The organism is Bradyrhizobium sp. USDA 3364 (assembly GCF_054056355.1).
In genome coordinates, this window is sequence record NZ_JBSRYG010000002.1 from 5247212 (window position 1) to 5266839 (window position 19628).

The 19628-nt window shown below is 64.2% G+C and carries 17 protein-coding genes; 7 read left to right on the top strand and 10 right to left on the bottom strand.

All coding sequences use genetic code 11. The features are described from left to right. Positions 1–72 precede the first annotated feature (72 nt). Both ACVILL_RS24830 and ACVILL_RS24835 read left to right on the top strand, forming a co-directional pair. Positions 73–1311: an ATP-binding protein gene (locus ACVILL_RS24830; protein ID WP_456731432.1), complete on the top strand. Its 1239-nt coding sequence runs from the start codon at positions 73–75 to the stop codon at positions 1309–1311. Positions 1312–1450: 139 nt separating this feature from the next. Beyond that, positions 1451–1672, top strand: a complete 222-nt coding sequence (locus ACVILL_RS24835; protein ID WP_224942950.1) for a hypothetical protein — start codon at positions 1451–1453, stop codon at positions 1670–1672. Here ACVILL_RS24835 and ACVILL_RS24840 read toward each other — a convergent pair. Then, a complete protein-coding gene (locus ACVILL_RS24840; RefSeq protein WP_456731433.1) occupies positions 1620–2591 on the bottom strand; it encodes a LysR substrate-binding domain-containing protein in 972 nt (323 codons plus the stop codon). The two genes, ACVILL_RS24835 and ACVILL_RS24840, sit on opposite strands and share 53 nt — an antisense overlap. Positions 2592–2677: 86 nt before the next feature. Here ACVILL_RS24840 and ACVILL_RS24845 point away from each other — a divergent pair, with 86 nt between their 5' ends. Continuing rightward, positions 2678–3733: a YeiH family protein gene (locus ACVILL_RS24845; RefSeq protein WP_456731434.1), complete on the top strand. Its 1056-nt coding sequence runs from the start codon at positions 2678–2680 to the stop codon at positions 3731–3733. Positions 3734–3747: 14 nt separating this feature from the next. On the opposite strand, the gene ACVILL_RS24850 is transcribed toward ACVILL_RS24845, so the two are convergent. Beyond that, positions 3748–4761 carry a formamidase gene (locus tag ACVILL_RS24850; protein WP_456731435.1) on the bottom strand — a complete coding sequence of 338 codons (1014 nt, stop codon included), beginning with the start codon at positions 4759–4761 and terminating at the stop codon, positions 3748–3750. A gap of 133 nt (positions 4762–4894) precedes the next feature. Here ACVILL_RS24850 and ACVILL_RS24855 point away from each other — a divergent pair, with 133 nt between their 5' ends. Both ACVILL_RS24855 and ACVILL_RS24860 read left to right on the top strand, forming a co-directional pair. After that, entirely contained in the window at positions 4895–5572 is a 678-nt protein-coding gene (locus tag ACVILL_RS24855) for a cysteine hydrolase family protein (RefSeq protein ID WP_456731436.1), read from the top strand. Positions 5573–5859: 287 nt separating this feature from the next. Next, on the top strand, positions 5860–7572 hold the full coding sequence (locus tag ACVILL_RS24860; protein ID WP_456731437.1) for an arylsulfatase: 1713 nt from the start codon (positions 5860–5862) through the stop codon (positions 7570–7572). Between the two features lie 304 nt (positions 7573–7876). Here ACVILL_RS24860 and ACVILL_RS24865 read toward each other — a convergent pair whose 3' ends face one another. From ACVILL_RS24865 to ACVILL_RS24880, 4 genes are all read right to left on the bottom strand, one after another. Beyond that, positions 7877–8701 (bottom strand): carbohydrate ABC transporter permease, encoded by an 825-nt coding sequence (locus ACVILL_RS24865; RefSeq protein ID WP_456731438.1) that lies wholly within the window; start codon positions 8699–8701, stop codon positions 7877–7879. Beyond that, positions 8698–9636 (bottom strand): carbohydrate ABC transporter permease, encoded by a 939-nt coding sequence (locus tag ACVILL_RS24870; RefSeq protein ID WP_456731439.1) that lies wholly within the window; start codon positions 9634–9636, stop codon positions 8698–8700. Before ACVILL_RS24870 ends, ACVILL_RS24865 begins: the two co-directional genes overlap by 4 nt. Continuing rightward, positions 9633–10955, bottom strand: a complete 1323-nt coding sequence (locus tag ACVILL_RS24875; RefSeq protein ID WP_456731440.1) for an ABC transporter substrate-binding protein — start codon at positions 10953–10955, stop codon at positions 9633–9635. Before ACVILL_RS24875 ends, ACVILL_RS24870 begins: the two co-directional genes overlap by 4 nt. Before the next feature lie 186 nt (positions 10956–11141). Continuing rightward, a complete protein-coding gene (locus ACVILL_RS24880; protein WP_456731441.1) occupies positions 11142–11996 on the bottom strand; it encodes a VOC family protein in 855 nt (284 codons plus the stop codon). Positions 11997–12125: 129 nt separating this feature from the next. On the opposite strand from ACVILL_RS24880, the gene ACVILL_RS24885 reads away from it, so the two are divergent. Next, complete coding sequence (locus tag ACVILL_RS24885; protein ID WP_456734355.1) at positions 12126–13490, top strand: NAD(P)/FAD-dependent oxidoreductase; 1365 nt, start codon at positions 12126–12128, stop codon at positions 13488–13490. A 9-nt stretch (positions 13491–13499) separates the two neighbouring features. On the opposite strand, the gene ACVILL_RS24890 is transcribed toward ACVILL_RS24885, so the two are convergent. The 4 genes from ACVILL_RS24890 to ACVILL_RS24905 all read right to left on the bottom strand — a co-directional run bounded on the left by ACVILL_RS24890 (position 13500) and on the right by ACVILL_RS24905 (position 18765). Beyond that, positions 13500–15125, bottom strand: a complete 1626-nt coding sequence (locus tag ACVILL_RS24890) for an ABC transporter ATP-binding protein (protein WP_456731442.1) — start codon at positions 15123–15125, stop codon at positions 13500–13502. Continuing rightward, positions 15122–15952 carry an ABC transporter permease gene (locus tag ACVILL_RS24895; RefSeq protein ID WP_456731443.1) on the bottom strand — a complete coding sequence of 277 codons (831 nt, stop codon included), beginning with the start codon at positions 15950–15952 and terminating at the stop codon, positions 15122–15124. Before ACVILL_RS24895 ends, ACVILL_RS24890 begins: the two co-directional genes overlap by 4 nt. Positions 15953–15954: 2 nt before the next feature. Further along, positions 15955–16932 (bottom strand): ABC transporter permease, encoded by a 978-nt coding sequence (locus ACVILL_RS24900; RefSeq protein ID WP_456731444.1) that lies wholly within the window; start codon positions 16930–16932, stop codon positions 15955–15957. Between the two features lie 219 nt (positions 16933–17151). Next, entirely contained in the window at positions 17152–18765 is a 1614-nt protein-coding gene (locus tag ACVILL_RS24905) for an ABC transporter substrate-binding protein (protein WP_456731445.1), read from the bottom strand. Between the two features lie 451 nt (positions 18766–19216). Between ACVILL_RS24905 and ACVILL_RS24910 the strand changes: the two genes are divergently transcribed. Further along, positions 19217–19516, top strand: a complete 300-nt coding sequence (locus ACVILL_RS24910) for an HU family DNA-binding protein (RefSeq protein ID WP_021077434.1) — start codon at positions 19217–19219, stop codon at positions 19514–19516. Positions 19517–19628 lie beyond the last annotated feature (112 nt).

The following is a 19628-nucleotide window of genomic DNA, read 5'->3' on the forward strand; positions in this document are numbered from 1 at the left end:
TTGCTCGCTCAGTTGCCCCTATTGCGGGAACATCATGAACAGCTAAACTTGGCCTCAACGGGGGGAAAGGACATGAGGTCGTCCGTCGTCCACGACGTTCAGTTCCCAAAACAACCGGCGCTGCAGCTGATCTATGACACTGCACCGATCGGTCTTGCCTATCTCTCGCCCGATTGCCGTTACCTTCAGATCAACCAGCGGCTCACCGAGATCTGCGGCATTTCGGTCGAAGGCCATCTCGGACGGACCGTGCATGATTGCGTGCCCGCGCTGGCAACGGCGGTCGAAGATATCGTGCGCTCGATCATGGAGACCGGGCAGCCCGTGACCGGCGTGGAGGTGTATGGTCAGCGCCCCGGCCATAATGACGAGCGCTGCTGGATCACACATTGGCATCCGCAGCGCGAACCGAACGGCAGCATCGTCGGCGTCAACGTAGCGGCTGAGGAGATCACCGATCGCAAGCGCAGCGAGCGCGAGATCCGCGCCGCGCGCGACGCGGCCGAGAAGGCCTTGCACCATCTGCAGGAGACCCAGGCGTCGCTGATCGAGGCGGAAAAGCTCGCGGCGCTGGGCCGGCTGGTGGCCGGCGTCGCGCACGAGATCAACAGCCCGATCGGCACCAGCCTCACCGTCGCCTCGGTGCTGGAGCAGAAATGCGCCGACTTCGCCGCCGAGGCGGCGCGCGGCAAGCTGAAGCGCTCCAGTCTGAGCGATTTCGTCGAGGTCGTCGAAAGCGCGTCGTCGCTTTTGGTCGGCAACCTCCAGCGCGCAGCGGATCTGGTGCAATCGTTCAAGCAGGTGGCCGTCGATCGCAGCTATTTCGACCGCAGCCAGTTCGATCTCGGCGAGGCGACCGAGCAGGCGCTCTCGAACCTGCGTCCGGCTTTGCCGAAGAACAATCTGGCGCTCGAAGTTGATTGCCCGCCCGGTCTTGCGATGAACAGCTATCCCGGCCCCTACGGCCAGGTGTTGACCAACCTGTTCATCAATTCGGTCGCGCATGCATTTCCGGACGGCAAGGGCGGCACCATCACGATCCGGCTGCGGGCCTCGGGCGCGGACCAGGTGGAGGTCCTGTTCGCCGACGACGGCTGCGGGATGAGCGGCGACGTGCTGCGGCAAGCTTTCGATCCGTTCTTCACCACCCGCCGCGACACTGGACGTATCGGGCTCGGCCTCCACATCGTTCATAACATCGTGACGAACCGGCTGGGCGGAGAGCTCCATCTCGACAGCGCCCCGGGCACGGGGACCAGCGTTCGGATCACGCTGCCGCGCGTGGCGCCGCAGCGCGCGACCGATCATTGAGGCGTCGAGAAGGAAATACTCCCCGGCTGCGAGGGCGGGAAACGTCCTTCCAAGCAACCGGCGCAAAAGGCATTCCACGACCCTTGCTTCTGCCCCCGTCGTCGCGACATTGTTACCGTATTCCCTGATGGTCACGACGATGAGCCAATCCGCATTCGATCCCTTCGGTGAGCCGGTCCCCGCGGTCGATTCTTCGGCCGCAAGCGAGGGCGTGTCGAAATGGCTGAAGACCGCGGGCACCAGCGTGTTCTGGGTGCTGGTGGTCGGCATCGTCCTGGCGCGCGCGGTCTATTTCGAGCCCGGCGTATTCAGCTTCGAGCATGCCGTTGCCTGGGCGCAGGGTCTATTCGCCGCGCTCTAGCCGCTGATGCCAGCGGTGTCGCCTTCGCGGCCCGCTTCTCCCGAATGATTCCCTCGAATGCGACCGCCGCCGGCACGTCGAGCCGGCCGGACGATTTCAATTGCCAGAGCGTACGCTCGATATGGACGCCCTTGATCGGGATCACCTTGAGCTTTCCGAGCTTCACCTGATCGTCGATCGCCGCGATCGACACGATGGCGACGCCGACGCCTGACGCCACCGCCTGCTTGATCGCCTCGGTGCTGCCTATCTCAAGCGTGCGCTGCGGCTCGACGCGGTGGGTGGCGAGCGCCTGCGCCACCACCTCGCGGGTACCTGAGCCGGGCTCGCGCACGATCAGGATCTCGTCGTTGAGCAGGCGGAGGTCGATCGGGCCCGCGGCAGCCGCGAAGTGGTGATCCGGGGCCGCGATCAGCGCCATCAAATCGGTGCGCCAGGCATCGCTGGTCAGGTTCTCGTCCTCGACCGGCCCCTCGACCAGCGCGATTTCGATCTCGTGTCCCAGCATCAGCGCGGCGATATCGCTGGTGTTGGCGCTCACGACGTGCAGATCGATGCCGGGAAAGGCGCGGTGGAACACGCCGAGATATTCCGGGATCATGTAGGTCGCGATCGTCGTGCTGGCGCCGATGCGCAGCGAGCCGCTGTCGAGGTTGCGCAGCGCCTGCAACTCGTCCTCCGCGGCGCGCTCGGCCGCGAACAGCGTCTCGGCATGCCGCGCCAGCGCCGCGCCCTCCCGGGTCGGCCGGACCCCCTTCGGGGTGCGGTCGAGCAGCCGGCAGCCGACCTGCAGCTCGAAATCCCGCACCCCCTTGGAGATCGCCGGCTGGCTGATGTGCAGCAGGTCGGCGGCACGGGAGAAACTTCCGGTCCTCGCCACGGCCGCGAACAGGCGGAGCAGATGCAGGTTGAGGGACATAACTTCTCTCTATCGGGGCAGTTCGAAAAGATATTAGCCAAGAGGCACGTCCTGGCGCATAAAATCTTCTCCGAAAAGAGGATTTTGTGCCGGAACAACAACAAGACCAGGGCGAGAGGCAGGGGGCGCTGAAGCGCATTTTCCTGCTGATTCCCGGCATTCTGCTCTGCGGGGTGGTGACCGTCATCTCGCTCGGCATCCAGGCCGCCGAGGAGCGGGTTTTCGACCATCCCTATATCGAGGCCCTCGTTGTCGCGATCCTGCTCGGGATGGCGGTGCGCACCGCCTGGGAGCCCTCGGCGCGCTGGCGCTCGGGCATCGCCTTCAGCGCCAAGCAGCTGCTCGAGGTCGCGGTGATGCTGCTCGGCGCCTCCATCAGCTTTGCCGCGATCGTGGCGTCGGGCGGGCTCCTGATCGGCGCCATCGCCGTGACCGTCGTGATCATGCTGGGGGTGAGCTTTGGCCTCAGCCGGATGCTGGGGCTCAAGACCAAGCTCGCGATCCTGATCGCCTGCGGCAACTCGATCTGCGGCAACTCGGCGATCGCGGCGGTTGCGCCCGTGATCGAGGCCGATGGCGACGACATCGCCTCGTCGATCTCGTTCACCGCCATTCTCGGTGTGCTGATGGTGCTCGGCCTGCCGCTGCTGATCCCGCTCCTGAAGCTGACGGCGACGCAATACGGCATCCTCGCCGGTCTCACGGTCTATGCGGTGCCGCAGGTGCTGGCGGCGACGGTGCCGGCCGGCATCGTCTCGACCCAGATCGGCACGCTGGTGAAGCTGGTGCGGGTGCTGATGCTGGGCCCGATCGTGGTCGGCCTCTCGCTGTTGGTGGCGCGGCGGCGGAAGGAGGGCGCCACGAAGGCGACGCCGATCAGCCCGTTCAAGCTGGTGCCCTGGTTCATCATCGGCTTCCTGGTGCTGGCCGCGCTGCGCTCGTTCCAGCTCGTGCCAGATATCGCGATCGCGCCGGTGACCAAGACGGCGGCGATCCTCACCGTGGTCTCGATGGCCGCGCTCGGGCTCGGCGTCGACGTGCGCGTGCTCTCGACCGTCGGCGGCCGGGTGACGGCCGCGGTCACGCTGTCGCTGCTGCTGCTGCTGGCCCTCAGCATCTGCCTCGTGCACTTCTTCAGGTAGCGACAGCCGGCTGGCTACTCGGCAGCCTTCGCAGTCTTGCCGAACATCCGTGTCGGTGCAGGAAATCCGCAGGACGTGCCGTCGGTGACCTTGACCTGATCTTCCCAGGGCAGGCGGAACCGGCCGCACACCATGTCCTGCATGAACGTGTAGGGGCAATCCATCGCGCCGCCTTTCACCGCGACATAGCCGCGATGCCAAAGCTGATAGATGTTGTTCTCGACGCCCCAGTTGATCCGCGCCTCGCGCACGAGGTCGGGCCGCACCTCGGCGGTGATGATCTCGTCGGCGCGTCCCGTGGTCCCGTGTGCGATGACGCTGCCGTCGAAATTGACGATCATGCCTTCGCCCATCGAGTCGAACGACCCGTCCGAGCCGCACATGCAGACATTGGCAGTCACCATCAGGTTCTGGAATGCATTGGCCTGGTTGGTGAAGCGCCAGCTGTCGCGGATCGGCGCGGTATAGCCTGCGGTGCGGATCATGATCTCCGCGCCCTTGTACGCGCATTCGCGCGCCATTTCCGGGAACATGCCGTCGTGGCAGATGATCAGCGCGATCTTGGCGCCCTTCGGCCCGTCGATCACGGGAATGCCGACATCGCCCGGCTCCCACGGTTCGACCGGAATCCAGGGATGGAATTTGCGGTAATAGAGTTTGATCTCGCCCTGCTCGTCGATGATCAGCCCTGAATTGTAGGGATTGCCGTGCGGGTTGAACTCCATGATGGAGAAGCAGCCCCAGATCCGGTTGTCGATGCAGGCCTGCTTGAAGGCTGCGACTTCAGGCCCGTCGAGCCGGCACATGATCTCCGGATTGGTATCCATCGAGAGGCCGTGCAGCGAATATTCGGGGAACACGACCAGGTCCATGGTGGCGAGATTGCGCCGCGCCTTGCCGACCATCCAGACGATGCGCTCGGTCTGCCGCGCCAGATCGGCCTTGGTCGCGACCACGGGCAGTTGCAACTGCACCAGTCCGATCACCACGCCGTTCGGTGACTTGTTGAGACCGCCAAGTCCATTCATGCTGTCCTCCCGCTTGTTTGAGACGCTTGGGTCCTGCTTTCGGCTAGCAACGATCATGCCAGCACGATAGTTGCACCATGGCATGCGGTTTGCTTAACCAGGCGCGGGTCTTCTCGCATTCAAGGCGTGAGTCATGGCGAATTCAAGCGGCACAATCGCGGCGGAGCCGGAGCCGATCACGCTCGACTGGAGCAAGACCGCGCTCGTCATCATCGACATGCAGCGCGATTTCATGGAGCCCGGCGGGTTCGGCGAAACGCTCGGCAACGACGTCAGCCGGCTTGCCCGCGCGGTGCAGCCGATCGCCGCGGTGCTCGAGGCGGTGCGCGACGCCGGGCTGCTCGTGGTCCATACCCGCGAGGGCCATCTGCCCGATCTCTCCGACGCACCGCCGGCGAAGCTCGAGCGCGGTGCGCCGTCCTTGCGGATCGGCGATCCCGGTCCGATGGGACGGATCCTGATCCGCGGTGAGGCGGGGCACGACATCATCCCCGAGCTCTATCCGCTCGACAGCGAGATCGTGATCGACAAGCCCGGCAAGGGCGCGTTCTACGCCACCGAGCTCAGTGACATCCTGCAGAAATGCGGCATCGAGAATCTGCTGGTCTGCGGCGTCACCACCGAAGTCTGCGTCAACACCACGGTGCGCGAGGCCAATGACCGCGGCTATCGCTGCATCGTGATCTCCGATGGTTGCGCGTCCTACTTCCCGGAATTCCACGAGATGGGCCTGAAGATGATTAAGGCCCAAGGCGGCATTTTTGGTTGGGTCGCCGAGTCTGCCGCGGTGCTGGAGGCGCTCGCTGCCTAGAGCGAAATGAGATCAGGCTGCGGCCGCGAACGAATAAGGCGCGTTGCCTCTCGCGTCGTACTCATAACTCCGTGACGCCGGCTTTCAGGGACGAAGCAGACATGCGACCCGACGTCAGCGAAATCGCCTCTGACCCCGAAGCGGACATTGCTTGATCTGGATCAATAGCCGGCTTCCGCACCGCGCATTGATGGGCTCGGCCAGCCACGCCAGCCACGGATGCGTCGTAAAATGGGAGCCCAACAATGCCTAGTAGTCACCAAAATGGCAACGAAATCAGGCCCGTAATGCCCGACCGCCGCAAGATACTGCTCGGCTGTACAGCACTCGCCGCTGCCTCGGCTCTTAGCACACCCGCCTCGATCCCGACGGCGCTAGCACAGCAAGCGGGATCAACGGGCCGAAAGCCGAACATCCTCGTCATCATGGGGGACGATGTCGGATGGTTCAATATCGGCGCGTACCATCGCGGCATTATGTCGGGCAAGACGCCGAACCTCGACAAGCTGGCGTCCGAAGGCATGATGTTCACGGACTATTACGCCGAGGCAAGTTGCACAGCCGGCCGAGCAAACTTCATAACCGGCGAGCTTCCAATTCGCACTGGACTGACGACCGTTGGCCAGGCTGGAGCGGACGTCGGCATCCCTGCACAGGCGGCGACGCTGGCCACTGCACTGAAGGCGCAGGGCTATGCCACAGGTCAGTTTGGCAAAAACCATCTCGGTGATCTGAACAAATACCTGCCGACCCTGCACGGCTTCGACGAATTCTTCGGATATCTGTACCACCTTGACGCGATGTCTGATCCATACTGGTATTCATTTCCCGTCAATCAAGACTATTACAACGCGCATGGCCCGCGCAGCTTGATCCATAGCTTCGCGACCGAGACCGACGACGCGACCGAGATGCCGCGTTGGGGTAAAGTCGGAAAGCAGAGGATCATCGATGAGGGTCCTCTGCCGCCGTTCGCGGACATGTCGAACGTACCGAACATGCACGACTTGCCGTTCCTGAAGGCCAAGTACGACATGACGACCTTCGACGAGGTGCTGGTCAAGTCCTCCAGCGACTTTATGGACAAGGCCAAGCGGGACGGCAAACCGTTCTTCGTCTGGCACAACACGACTCGCATGCATGTTTGGACCTTCCTCGCGAAGAAGTACGGCGCCATGCAGAACAGCGAGACCAACTACGGTCTCGAAGAAGCGGGCATGGCGCAGCTCGATGACAGCGTCGGCGCCTTGCTCAAGAAGCTCGATGACATGGGTGAAGCCAACAACACCATCGTCATCTTCACCACGGACAACGGCGCGGAGGTGTTCACTTGGCCGGATGGCGGCATGACACCCTTCAAGAACACCAAGGGCACCGTTGGCGAAGGCGGCTTCCGCGTGCCGTGCATCATTCGTTGGCCGGGCCGCATCAAACCGGGGACCGTCGAGAACCAAATCATCTCCGGACTGGATTGGTTTCCCACCTTGATGGCCGCGGCAGGCAATCCCAATATCGGTGAGCAACTGCTGAAGGGCGTACAGCTCGGCGATCGGACCTACAAGAATCATCTGGACGGCTACAATCAGATGGATTTGCTCACCGGAACAGGCCCTTCCAAGCGCCATGAGATATTCTACTTCGGTGGTGCGCAGCTTGGCGCCGTCCGCGTCGACAACTTCAAGTTTCAGTTTTATCAACAGCCTTGGGGCTGGCCGGGCGAGAAAACCACGACCGACATGCCTTCATTGGTCAACATCCGGCAGGATCCGTTTGAGAGAACGCCGTTCATTCGCGGTGAATCGTCCAACACGGGCGCGTTCGGCTACGGAAACGACTTCTTCGCCCGAGAGTTCTGGCGGTTCGTCCTGGTTCAGCAGTATGTCGGGAAGCTGGCTCAAACGGGGATCGAATACCCGCCGATGCAAGACCCGGCTTCCTTCAATCTGGATTCGGTAAAGAAGAAGATCGAAGAGGCGATCAAGAACCGTCCGGGTCAGTAGTCATATCGACTAGAAGCCCGAGTTGGATCAAGCGGAAGGGGAGCGCGTGGGAGAGGCGCTCCCTTTCTCATCGTGCGATTCAAACGCGACTTGAGGGATGAATGTGAAGAAACCATTCGCTACCCGTTCATTGAAACGTAGCATGCCGGCTTATGCCGCCAGCGGACCTCATCGGTTGCCCCCGGGATGTCTGCAGTTCTCCTTAGCCGACATGAGCCGACACGACCAAGCGCGCCTCTTTCGTTCGCTTCTGACGGTAATACAGGCGTCATTCGGCGGGCGGATTTACGGGTACGCGCCCTAGCTAGCCGCCTTTCACCGCACCTGCCGTAAGCCCGGCCACGATCTGCCGCTGCGCTATCACGGTCAGCAGTAGCACCGGCGCAGTCACGATCAGCGCCGCCGCGGCGAGCGGGCCCCAGCTCAGCTGGTCGAATGAGATCATGTTGTAGACCGCGACCGGCAGCGTGCGGGTTTCGCGCCCGGCCAGCACGATGCCGAACACGAAGTTGTTCCAGGAGAAGATCACCGCGAGGATGAAGGCGACCGCGAGCCCGGGCCTGGCGATCGGCAGCGCGACGTGGCGGAACACCTGCCAGCGCGTGGCGCCGTCGATCAGCGCGGCTTCCTCCAGCTCCAGCGGCGTGGTCTCGAAATAGCCGATCATGATCCAGATTACGATCGGCACCGTGACCACGAGGTGGATGATGATCTGCGGCACCAGCGTGCCGAGCAGGCCGAGCCACTGGAATAGCAGGAACAGCGGGATCAGGTACGACAGGCCCGGCGTGATGCGCGCGATCAGGATCACGATCGCCGATTTATGCGCGGCCATCCGCGCAATGCCGTAGCCGGCGGGCACGCCGACGAGCATCGCAAGCGCCGTGGCGCAACCGGTGACGACAAGGCTGTTGGTGAAATAGGTCAGGAAGCGGTTCGAGGCGAACACGTCGGCATAGTTCTTCCAGGCGATATGCTCCGGGAAGAACACCGGCGGATAGGAGGCGTTGTCGATCTCGAATTTCAGCGACAGCGAGGCCATCCAGAGGAAGAACAGGATCGCCGGCGAGACGATGACGAACACCGACAGCCACAGCCCGATCCTGCCGAGGATATAGCGCGGGTTCATGCCTCGCTCCCGAGCTCGGACGTCCACAGCAGGCGCTTGCGCAAGTAAAGCAGCAGCGCCGCGAGCGCCACGATCAGCAGGAAGAACACCACCGCGATCGCCGAGCCGTAGCCGAGGTCGTAATAGACGAAGGCGACGCTGTAGAGATAGACGTTGATGGTTTCCGACGCCGAGCCCGGCCCGCCCTGGGTGATCGCGAAGATGATGTCGAAACTCTTCACCGCGTCGATCATGCGGATCATGCCGGCGATGAACAGGAACGGCATGATCAGCGGCAGCGTGATGAAGCGGAACACCTGCCAGAAATTGGCGCCGTCGATCTGCGCGCTCTCATAGGGCTCGGTCGGGATAGCGGCGAGGCCGCCGAGCACGATCAGCATCACCAGCGGCGTCCACTGCCAGGTCTCGACCAGCACCAGCGACGGGATCACCGTCGCCGGGTTGAACACCCAGAGCTGCGGCGGCAGGCCGACCAGCGAGAGCAGGTAGTTCAGCACGCCGAGCTGCGGGTGGAACATCATGGTCCACACCAGCGCGATCGCGACGGGCGTCGCCATCATCGGCATGATGAAGATGCCGCGCAGGAAGCCGCGCGCGGCGAATTTCTGGTGAAACACCACCGCCGCCAGCGTGCCGAACACCAGCGGCAGCAGCACCGACAGCGCCGTGTAGGACAGCGTGTGCCCGACCGCCTCGACGAAGCGCGGATCGGTCGGCAGCCGCAAATAGTTGGCAAGCCCGACGAAGACGGTCGGCGAGCCGACCTTCCATTCCTGCAGGCTCATCCAGATCGTGAACACCCACGGAAAGACGATCACCGCCAGCACCACGACGAGCGCCGGGATCACGAACGGCCAATACGACGGCGGACGCCATTCACGCGCCGGCGCGGCCTGCTCGGCCATCGCCGGCTCACTCTGTGTCACCACGCTCACGCTTTTTCGCTACGCTCCAGGATGGGGCGGAACTGCTCGTGCGCCTTCTTCAGCTCGGCGGCGGGATCGGCGCCCGACAGCGTCGCGGTCAGCGCCGCGCCGACGATGTCGCGGAATTCGGCGACCGGGATGATGACGGGCAGGCCGAGCTTGGAGATCTTGGCCGAGTCGACCACAGACTGCAGCCATTCCTTGGTCTTCACGCCCTTGGCGACCTCGGCGTCGTCGACGATCGAGTTGCGGAACGGCACGCCGCCGCCGGCTTGCAGCAGGCGCGCGCCCTGGCCGCGCGAGACCACCCATTGGCACAGCAGATAGGCGGCTTCCTTGTTCTTGCTCGCCGCCGCGATGCCGACGCCGTCGCCATAGGTCGACGAGAACTTACCCTTCGGGCCGGCCGGCACCAGCGTGTAGCCGACCTTGCCGACGACGCGCGAGGCGGCGAGGTCTTCCAGCGGCGGCGCCCAGCCGTCGGCGTCGATCCACATCGCCGACCGGCCTTGCGTGAAGGAGGCCATCGACTCCATCCAGTTGAAGCCGGCGACGCCGGGCGGCGCGCATTTCGTCAGCAGCCGCTGATAGAGCTTGGTGGCCTCGACCGCCTCGGGGCCGTCGGTCAGGATGTTGCCCTTCGCATCGAGGAATTCGCCGCCATAGTTCAGATAGAAGTTGGTCCACATCGCCATGTTGGCGTTGCGCAGGCCGCGGCCCACGAAGCCGTAGATGCCTTCCTTCGGGTCGGTCAGCTTCTCGGCGGCGACCACCATCTCGTCCAGCGTCTTCGGGACCTCGACGCCCTTCTTCTGGAACAGCTCCTTGTTGTAGTAGAGGATGAAATAGTCGACCGACCACGGCAGCGACAGCATCTGGCCCTTGTCGTTGCGCGCATATTGCAGGCCGGCCGCGGAGAAGTCGCTCTCGACGAGGTCCGGCAGCGTCATGCTCGGATCCTTCAGATAGGGCGACATGTCGGCGAGCCAGCCGGCCTTCTCGAATTGCCGCTTCTGCACGTGATAGCTGAGGTGCACGACGTCGAAGCTCGGTCTGCCCGAGGACAGCTCGATCACGCATTTCTGCCGCTGCTGCTGCTCGGGGACCTGCTCCGATTCGACCCTGATGCCGGTGAGCTCGGTGAATTCCTTGATGTATTTTTGCAGATTGTCGCCGCGCGGTCCCTTGGCGAGGCTGACCTCGAGCGTGGTGCCGGAATATTTCTTCCAGTTGACCTCGGCGCGAGCCGGAAATCCGGTCAATCCGACCGCACCAGCAGCGGCCGTGCCCGCCAGCATCTGCCGGCGCGAGATCAGGTGATGCGACATGTTGCTCTCCCCAGGACGATTTTCTTGTTTGGGAGAGATACTAGAGCATGATCCGGAAAAGTGAACAGCGGTTTTGCGGACGGAGCACGCATCGACCGATGCAGGAACAGCATTGATGCGATCAAAAATCGCATCGATGCTCGAGCTGCGGCGCCGCATGATGCAGCGCCGCGCAAGCTTGGGGCGCTACGCCTTGACGAAGGCGAGCAGGGTGCCGTTGGCCGCAGCCGGCGGCACGGTGATGCCGCCACTGCTCTTCACGCCGGTTGCGCCGAGGGCCTTCTCGGTTAAGGCAAGATCGGCTGCAATCACGAGGCCGGCGCCGCCGCGCTCGGACAGGCCATCCAGCGACACGCCGCCATAGCGCTTGCCGAGCTGCTCCCTGGTCAGGAACACGAAGTCGGCGCGGTCGCCGCCGGACGGCACCGTAACGGCACCGTCAGGATCGTTCCTGACCGCGATGTCGATCATCCTGGACAGATGAGCAGCATCGGTTGCGGGATCGGGCGAGACGATCAACACCTGCTTGAGACGTTTTGCCCCATTGGCGTGCGCCATCAGTTCGGGGATCCACACCGTCTCGCGGGTCTTGTGCTGGCAGGCGAAGATGCGGACGCCGCCGGGCGCTTCCGCGGTCGGCCACTGGAAGGTGCGGAATTTCGCCGCGGAGACCGTGCCATCAGGCAGCGTCACCGGGCGTTCGAAATCGGTCGGCCCGATCGGCGCATAGCCGCGCGCGCGGATCTCCTCGGCGCCGGCGGCGGAATCCACCGCGGTGAACGCGATCCGTTCGATGCCTTCGCCGCGCTTCTCCAGGAAGGCGCGCGCCGGCGCATTATGTTCTGTCGGCGTCAGCACGCCGAGCAATTCCATGTAGTCGGGGTCGAACATGATGGTGTAGTTGCCCGACCCCATATGCGCGCTGTGGGTGCCGCGCGGCGATACGGTGAAGCCGAGCCGTTTGTAATTCTCGGCGGCCTTGTCGAGGTCCTTCACCATGACCACGGCGTGATCGATTCCGATGACGTTCTTGAGTGCCACGTGTTGTCTTCCCGGCTGGAATAAGAGACCTTGCTTGAGCGTGATCTTTTCGGAAAACCGCTACGCACTTTTCCGGATCATGCTTTAAAGCTAACCAGAATGGCCGGGCACCCGCAAGAAAGGATCATGATGAGCAGCAATGCCGTGCGCTGGCCCAACTCGCTCTGGGCCGCGGTGACGCCGTCAGGCCCTGATTGCCCCGAACTGACCGGTGCGCAACAGGCCGATGTCGTCATCATCGGCGGCGGCTTCACGGGCCTGTCGACCGCGCTGCATCTGCGCGAGGCCAATGTCGACGTCGCGATCGTCGAGGCCGCCGAGCCGGGCTGGGGCGCCTCGGGGCGCAACAACGGGCAGGTGATCCCGACGCTGTCGCGTCCTGATCCCGACGACATCATCAAGAGGCACGGCGCGGCCGGCGAGCGCTTCGTCGCGATGCTGCGCGACAGCGCCGCCATGCTGTTCGACGTCGTCAGGCGCTACAACATCGAGGCCGAGCAGGAGCAGGCCGGTTGGGTGCAGCCGGTGCATTCGCCCGGCCGGATCAAGATCGCGGAGCGGCGGGTGCAGCAATGGTCGAAATTCGGCGCGCCGGTCGAGTTGCTGTCGCGCGACCAGACCAGGGAGATGCTCGGCTCGGATGCGTGGTATGGCGGCTTCTGGAACCGGACCGGCGGTCACGTCAATCCGCTGGCGCTGGCGCGGGGCCTTGCGCGCACCGTGCTCGGTCTCGGTGGGCGGATCTATGCCCGTTCGCCTGCGCTCGCCTTCGAGCGCCGCGGCGATCGCTGGGTGGTGAAGACCGAGAAGGGCGAAATTTCCGGCCGTGCGCTGGTTGTCGCGACCAATGCCTATAGCGGCGAGTTTGCGAAATCGCTGGTGCCTGAGATCGCGACCGAGGTGATGCCGGTGCTGTCCTGGCAGATGGCGACGCAGCCACTGTCGGACAATGTGCGCAAGACCATCATCCCCGGCCGGCAGGCGATGTCGGACACCCATGGCGAGCTGTATTTTGCGCGCTACGACGCCCGCAACCGCCTCGTCACCGGCGGCGCGGTGCTCGGCCCCGGCGACAAGACCGGGCGGCTGAAGGCGCAGGTGACCGAGCGGTTGCAGCGCTTGTGGCCGCAGATCGGCGACGTCTCCTTTGACTATGTCTGGAACGGCTATGTCGGGATGACCGCGGATTTCCTGCCCCGCATGCACAAGCTCGGACCGAACGCCTATGGCTGGACCGGATGCAACGGCCGCGCCGTCGCGCTGACGATCCCGCTCGGCCGCGAATTGGCGAAAGCGGTGCAGGGCGTGCCGGAAAGCGAACTGGCGCTGCCATTCACCGAGCCGGTGCAGTACATGGCGCACGGATTGCTGCGCAAGCTCGCGCCCTGGATGCTGGTGCTCTACCGGCGCCGCGATGCCCAGGAACTGGTCAGGGGCGATCGCTTCGAACTGCTGCGCTGGGCCGAGCATCTCCTCGCCTCGCGCCGGTCATAGATGCCTTGATCAGGCGATCAAGGCATCGCGCTTGCGCGTGAAGTCGCCGCCGGGGATCGCCGACAGCAGCGCCTGCGTATAGGGATGCTGCGGCTTGCCGAACACCTCGGCGGTCAGCCCTTGCTCGACCACGGCGCCATCCTTCATGACGGCGACGAGATCGCAGATCTGGGCGGCGACGCGCAGATCGTGGGTGATGAAGATGATGGAGAGGCCGAGCTGCTGGCGCAGTCCGGCGAGCAGCTTCAAGACCTGCGCCTGCACCGAGACGTCGAGCGCCGAGACAGGCTCGTCGGCGACCAGCACGTCGGGCTGCAGGGCCAGTGCCCGTGCCAGCCCGATGCGCTGCCGCTGGCCGCCGGAGAATTCGTGCGGGTAGCGATCGCCGGCGGATGGGTCGAGGCCGACCAGCTCGAACAGTTTTCGCGCGTCTGCAATGGCAGTGGCGCGGTCGGTGCCGTGCACGATCGGTCCCTGCGCCACCAGGTCGGCCGCCTTGCGGCGCGGATTGAGCGAGGCGAAGGGATCCTGGAACACCATCTGGATGTGACGGGTCTCGCGCCTGATCTCGTCGCGGCCGAGCTTCGCCCAGTCCTTGCCGTCGAGCACGATCGAGCCGCGGTCGGGATCGATCAACCGCACGATGCAGCGCGCCAGCGTCGATTTGCCCGAACCGGACTCGCCGACGATGCCGAGCGTCGCGCCGCGCGGCAGGCGCAGCGAGACGTTCTTGACCGCCTCGGTGACCCGCGCGCCGCGGCCGAGGAAGCCGCCGGTGCGGTAGGTTTTTGAAATCCCGTCGACGGTCAGGATGTCCTTGCCGGACAAGATACGTGGCGGCGGCGCCGTCAGCGGCGGCACGGCTGCGATCAGCTGCCTGGTGTAGGCATGCTGCGGATCGTTCAGCACCGCGTCGGCCGAGCCCTGCTCGACGATCGCGCCGTGCTGCATCACCACGACGCGGTCGGCGATCTCGGCGACGACGCCGAAATCATGGGTGATGAACAGCACCGCGGTCTTCTTGCGCTGCTGCAAATCGCGGATCAGCTTCAGGATCTGCGCCTGGGTCGTGACGTCGAGCGCTGTGGTCGGCTCGTCCGCGATCAGGAGCTTCGGGTCGAGCGCGAGCGCCATCGCGATCATGGCGCGCTGGCGCTGGCCGCCGGACAGCTCGTGCGGATAGGCCTTTGCGGCCGCCCTGGGATCGGGAATGCGGACGTCCTCGAGCAGGGCCAGCACCCGCGCATTGATCTCCGCCTTCGAGAGGCCGGTGTGGATCGCGAACATCTCGCCGATCTGGTCGCCGATGGTGCGCAGCGGATTGAGCGCCGTCATCGGCTCTTGGAAGATCATCGCGATCCCGGCGCCGCGCACCTCGCGCATCTCAGCCTGATCGGCGGCGCAGAGGTCGCGGCCGTCGAACATCATCCGGCCGCGCTCGATCGTCACCTCGTTCGGCAGCAGCCGCATGATGGCGTTGGCCATCATCGATTTGCCGGAGCCGGACTCGCCGACCACGCAGAGGATCTCGTTCGACGCGACCGACAACGACACGTCGGACAGCGCATGCGGCCGGTCGGCGCCCTTGGGCAGGCGCACGGTCAGCCCGTCGAGGGAAAGGACCGTCTCGCTCATCGGCTCTTCAGCCTCGGATTGAGCGCGTCGTTGAGGCCCTGGCCGACCAGCGACACCGCGAGCACGGTGATCAGGATTGCGATGCCGGGGATCGCCGAGACGTACCATTGCACCCGCAGCACGTCGCGTCCGAGCCCGATCAAATTGCCCCAGGAGGCGACGTTGGGATCGGACAGCCTCAGGAACGCGAGCGCGCTTTCCAAGAGGATCGCGACCGCCATCACCACGCTGGCATAGACGATCACCGGCGGCAGCGCGTTGGGCAGGATCTCGCCGAGGATCAACTGGACGTCCTTCATGCCGAGCGTCTTGCCGGCCTGCACGAATTCGCGGTTGCGCAGCGACAGGAACTCGGCGCGGGTCAGCCGCGCCGGCGCCGGCCACGACACCACGCCGACCGCGATGGTCACCGTGGTCAGGGTCGAGCCGAACACTGCGACCAGCACCAGCAGCAGCACGAAGTTCGGCAGCGTCTGGAACGCCTCGGTGATCCGCATCAGCACATTATCGACCCAGCCGCCGTAATAGCCGGCGAAGGCGCCGACCAGGATGCCGATCAGGATCGCGATCACGGTGGCGACCCCGCCGATCAGCAGCGAGATCCGCGCGCCGTAGAAGATCTGCGCGGCGATGTCGCGGCCGGAATTATCGGTGCCGAGCAGGAAGCGCGGGTTGGTGAACGGCCAGACCAGTGGCCGGCCGGCCAGAGCGAGCGGATCGCGCGGGTAGAGGAAGCCGGCGCTGATCGCCATCGCGATCACGAGCAGCAGCAGGATCAGGCCGATCACCGCGGCCGGGCTGCGGAAATAGCGTTTCATTGCGTCCATCGTCAGCCCTCCGCCGCGATGCGCCGATCGAGCCGCGCGTAGAGCAGGTCGACGACGAAGTTCACGAGTATGACCAGCAGCGCCGACACGAACACGATGCCGAGCAGAGTGTTGAGGTCGCGCTGCACCACCGACTCATAGGCGAGGCGGCCGAGGCCGGGCAGCGAGAACACGCTCTCGACCACAACCGAGCCGCCGAGCATGGTTCCGGCCTGTAGTCCAATCAGCGTCACCATCGGCAGCAGTGCGTTGCGCAGCACGTGGCGGGTGATGACGTGGGTCTCGTCCAGCCCCTTGGCGCGGGCGGTGCGGACGAAATCGAGGTTCAAGACCTCCAGCATCGAGGCGCGCATGATGCGCAGATAAATCGCAAGGAAGATCAGCCCGAGCGTCAGCGTCGGCAGCACCAGATGCGCGGCGATGTCGAGCACGCGCCAGATCCCGGTCTGGACGGTGCCGATGTCCTCGAAGCCGCCCGGCGGCAGCCATTGCAGATAGACCGAGAACACCACGATCGCCATCAGCCCGAACCAGAACGAGGGGGTGGCGTAGAAGATCAGGCCAAGGGTCGAGATCAGCGTGTCCGGCCAGCGGTTGACGCCGCGCGAGGCGATCACGCCGAACAGGAGGCCAAAGAAGAACGCGAACGACAGTGACGCGGTCATCAAGAGAATGGTCGGCGGCAGCCGTTCCAGGATCACGGTCGCCACCGGCTTGCCGTAGATCGAGGAGAAGCCGAGGTCGAGCCGCACCAGGTGCCACAGATAGTTGCCGAGCTGCGCGGGAACCGAGAGGTCGAGCCCGTAGAACTTGCGCAGCGCCTCGGCGGTCGCGGCATCGCCGCCGCCCATCTGCGCCATCAGCGCATCGACGGTGTCGCCCGGCGCGAGCTGCAACAGCAGGAACACGCCGATCAGGATCAGGAACAAGGTCGGAATCGAGGCGGCGAGCCGCCGCCCCGCAAGGCTCAGGATACGCATGCCGCTATTTTGGCTGATATGGGGGTGGAGCGCGACGATTTTTCGTCGCGCCATTTCGATCTATTCGTCATAAGCGATATTGCACGGTCCGCTTGGCGACCAGTATCTCCTCATCCTGAGGAGCTTGCGCAGCAAGCGTCTCAAAGGATGAGGCCACCGGCCGGGCCTCATGGTTCGAGACGCGCTGCGCGCTCCTCACCATGAGGGGTGAGCCGCAGCTCAGGCCGAAAGCCAGAGATCGTGCCAACTCGTCGAGCCCCAGCGCGGGGTGTTGGAGTGGTTGCGCGCCTTGGCCGTGATCACGGTGACGAAGATCTGCTCGATCGGCATCCAGACCGGCAGCTCGGTGTTCACCTCCTTGACGAAATCGGCATAGAGCGCCTTGCGCTTGACCGGATCGACTTCGGTCGCGGCGTTGTCGATGGTGGCATCGACGGTCTTGTCCTCCCAGCCCCACTGGTTGGTCCACGGCGCGCCCTTGGGCTGGCCGGAGCGGTACCACACCGTGGTCGAGACCGCGGGATCGTTGCGATACTGGTGCCAGCCGGTGGCGAGATCGAAGGCGTGGTCGTCATAGACCTGCTTGAGGAAGCCGCCACCGTCGTTGCGGACGATGTCGACCTGGATGCCGACTTCGCCCAGCGACTGCTGGATGAAGGTCGACCATAGCGAGATGTCCTCGCCCCACGGCGCCGGCAGCAGCCTCAGCGAGAAGCGGCTGCCGCCTGTGGCCTTGAAGCCGGCCTCGTCGAGCAGCGCGATCGCCTTGGCCTTGTCGTAAGGGTATTGCGGCGTGTTCGGCCCGGGATAGAAGTCGGTCGAGGTCGAGGGGATCGGGCCGGTGCCGAGCTTGGCGAAATCGCCGAGGAAATTCTCGATGAAAAACGGCACGTTGATCGCATGCGCGATGGCGCGGCGGACCCGGATGTCGGACAGTTCCTTGCGGCGGAAGTTGAACTCGATGGTGTTGGTGCGGGCGTTGCCTTCATTGCCCTTGGTCGAGACGATGAAGCGCTTGTCCTTGCCGAGCCGCGCCATGTCCGAGATCGTCAGCCCGGAGAACGGGCTGTAGTGCAGCTCGCCGGCCTCCATCTGCGCGGCCGCGGCGGCGCGGTCGGTGATCACCTTCCAGACGATACGGTCGAGATAGGGCGCATTCGGCCGCCAGTAGTTCGGGTTGCGGTCGGCGATGATGTATTGCCCGCGCTCATATTTGACGAATTTGAACGGGCCGGTGCCGACCGGCGCCAGATTGGTCGGGTTCTGGCGGATGTCGCCGCTCTCATAGAGATGCTTGGCGGAGACATAGCCGAGGTCGGGCAGGGCCCGCAGCAGCAGGTTCAGCGGCATCGGCCGCTCGTAGCGGAAGATCGCGGTCTGCGGATCAGGCGTATCGACCGAGGTGAGGAACAGCTGCAGTGTCGATCCGTAATTGAGGATCTTCTTCCACATGTTCATCGCGGTGAAGGCGACGTCCTCCGAGGTGAACGGCTTGCCGTCGTGCCAGGTGACGCCCTTGCGCAGCTTGAAGGTGACGGTCTTGCCGTCAGGCGCAGCCTCCCAGCTCTCGGCGAGCACGCCGACCGGCTGGCCGTTGGCGTCGAGGTCGACCAGGTTCTCCTGGATCTTGCCGCCGATGATGTAGACGCCGGTCGAGGCCTGGATGCTGGGGTTGAGCTGGCGCTGCTCGGCGCCGTAATGGACGTTGAACACGCCGCCCTTGCGCGGGGTCTCCTGCGCGAAGGCCCGCATCGGATTGATGACATTGGCCGCAATCGCGGCCGAGGTCAGAAGGGCCGTTCGGCGGTTGATCTCGAGGCGGCTCAAATCCATACGCGGGTCTCCAGAACTGATCAGGGCTTACATAAAGGCTTGGATCGGGGCGGCCAGCGGGTCGGTCGTGGCACCCCTTGCGATGTTACGATGGAATGGGAACCCGAGTCGAACCCGAGTCATTTTCTAATGCCTCGGTCTTTTGGAGGATCGTTTCCGAAACCTGAAGTGGCGTGCCGCAGCACCGCAACCCGGATTGCGCGCCACATTGTCGCGCGCTGGCGGCGCAAAAAGCGGGAAGTGATTCTCTCGAGGTGCCGTTTCGGGAGCCCCGAAGCCGCGCAAAGCCTGTAATTTTAGGGGTCGGAAGCGCCTTGACTGGAAAAAACACTGGAAAAATCCCTGATTCGGGGGCTGTCCACAGCGATATTGTGGTGGGGAGTGCAGAAAACACTGTTTTTCTCGGCGTTTTCCGCCATATCGTGCCCACTCCAGAATCAATGGAGCAACCATGGCTACCCAACTGTCGAAGTCGCAAGTGATCGAGAAGATCGCGACCACCACCGAACTCTCCAAGCGCGACGTCAAGAACGTTTTGGACTCGCTCGTCGATGTCGGCCACAAGGAGCTGAAGAAGGCCGGGGTGTTCCTCGTCCCCGGCTTCGCGAAGTTCGTTGTGGTCAAGAAGCCTGCGACCAAGGCGCGCAAGGGCACCAACCCCTTCACCGGCGAAGAGATGATGTTCAAGGCCAAGCCGGCCCGGAAGATCGTCCGCGCTCGGCCGGTCAAGGCCGCCAAGGACGCGGTTTAAGACGAAAAGGCCTCCGGTGACGGAGGCCTTTTGCTTTTGAGCCGTCGCTTCCTGCCCTGGGTTGCTGCCTGCCAAAGCAAGAAATCTGGAGCTTCGGTTCTGGTCGAACCAG

Bases quoted from the DNA above. Each gene is read 5' to 3' on its own strand.
- ACVILL_RS24890 (WP_456731442.1), bottom strand. From the start codon at position 15,125: ATGAGCGAGACGGTCCTTTCCCTCGACGGGCTGACCGTGCGCCTGCCC.
- ACVILL_RS24830 (WP_456731432.1), top strand. From the start codon at position 73: ATGAGGTCGTCCGTCGTCCACGACGTTCAGTTCCCAAAACAACCGGCG.
- ACVILL_RS24865 (WP_456731438.1), bottom strand. From the start codon at position 8,701: ATGAACCCGCGCTATATCCTCGGCAGGATCGGGCTGTGGCTGTCGGTG.
- ACVILL_RS24835 (WP_224942950.1), top strand. From the start codon at position 1,451: ATGAGCCAATCCGCATTCGATCCCTTCGGTGAGCCGGTCCCCGCGGTC.
- ACVILL_RS24895 (WP_456731443.1), bottom strand. From the start codon at position 15,952: ATGGACGCAATGAAACGCTATTTCCGCAGCCCGGCCGCGGTGATCGGC.
- ACVILL_RS24885 (WP_456734355.1), top strand. From the start codon at position 12,126: ATGAGCAGCAATGCCGTGCGCTGGCCCAACTCGCTCTGGGCCGCGGTG.
- ACVILL_RS24875 (WP_456731440.1), bottom strand. From the start codon at position 10,955: ATGTCGCATCACCTGATCTCGCGCCGGCAGATGCTGGCGGGCACGGCC.
- ACVILL_RS24850 (WP_456731435.1), bottom strand. From the start codon at position 4,761: ATGAATGGACTTGGCGGTCTCAACAAGTCACCGAACGGCGTGGTGATC.
- ACVILL_RS24910 (WP_021077434.1), top strand. From the start codon at position 19,217: ATGGCTACCCAACTGTCGAAGTCGCAAGTGATCGAGAAGATCGCGACC.
- ACVILL_RS24860 (WP_456731437.1), top strand. From the start codon at position 5,860: ATGCCCGACCGCCGCAAGATACTGCTCGGCTGTACAGCACTCGCCGCT.
- ACVILL_RS24855 (WP_456731436.1), top strand. From the start codon at position 4,895: ATGGCGAATTCAAGCGGCACAATCGCGGCGGAGCCGGAGCCGATCACG.
- ACVILL_RS24905 (WP_456731445.1), bottom strand. From the start codon at position 18,765: ATGGATTTGAGCCGCCTCGAGATCAACCGCCGAACGGCCCTTCTGACC.
- ACVILL_RS24900 (WP_456731444.1), bottom strand. From the start codon at position 16,932: ATGCGTATCCTGAGCCTTGCGGGGCGGCGGCTCGCCGCCTCGATTCCG.
- ACVILL_RS24840 (WP_456731433.1), bottom strand. From the start codon at position 2,591: ATGTCCCTCAACCTGCATCTGCTCCGCCTGTTCGCGGCCGTGGCGAGG.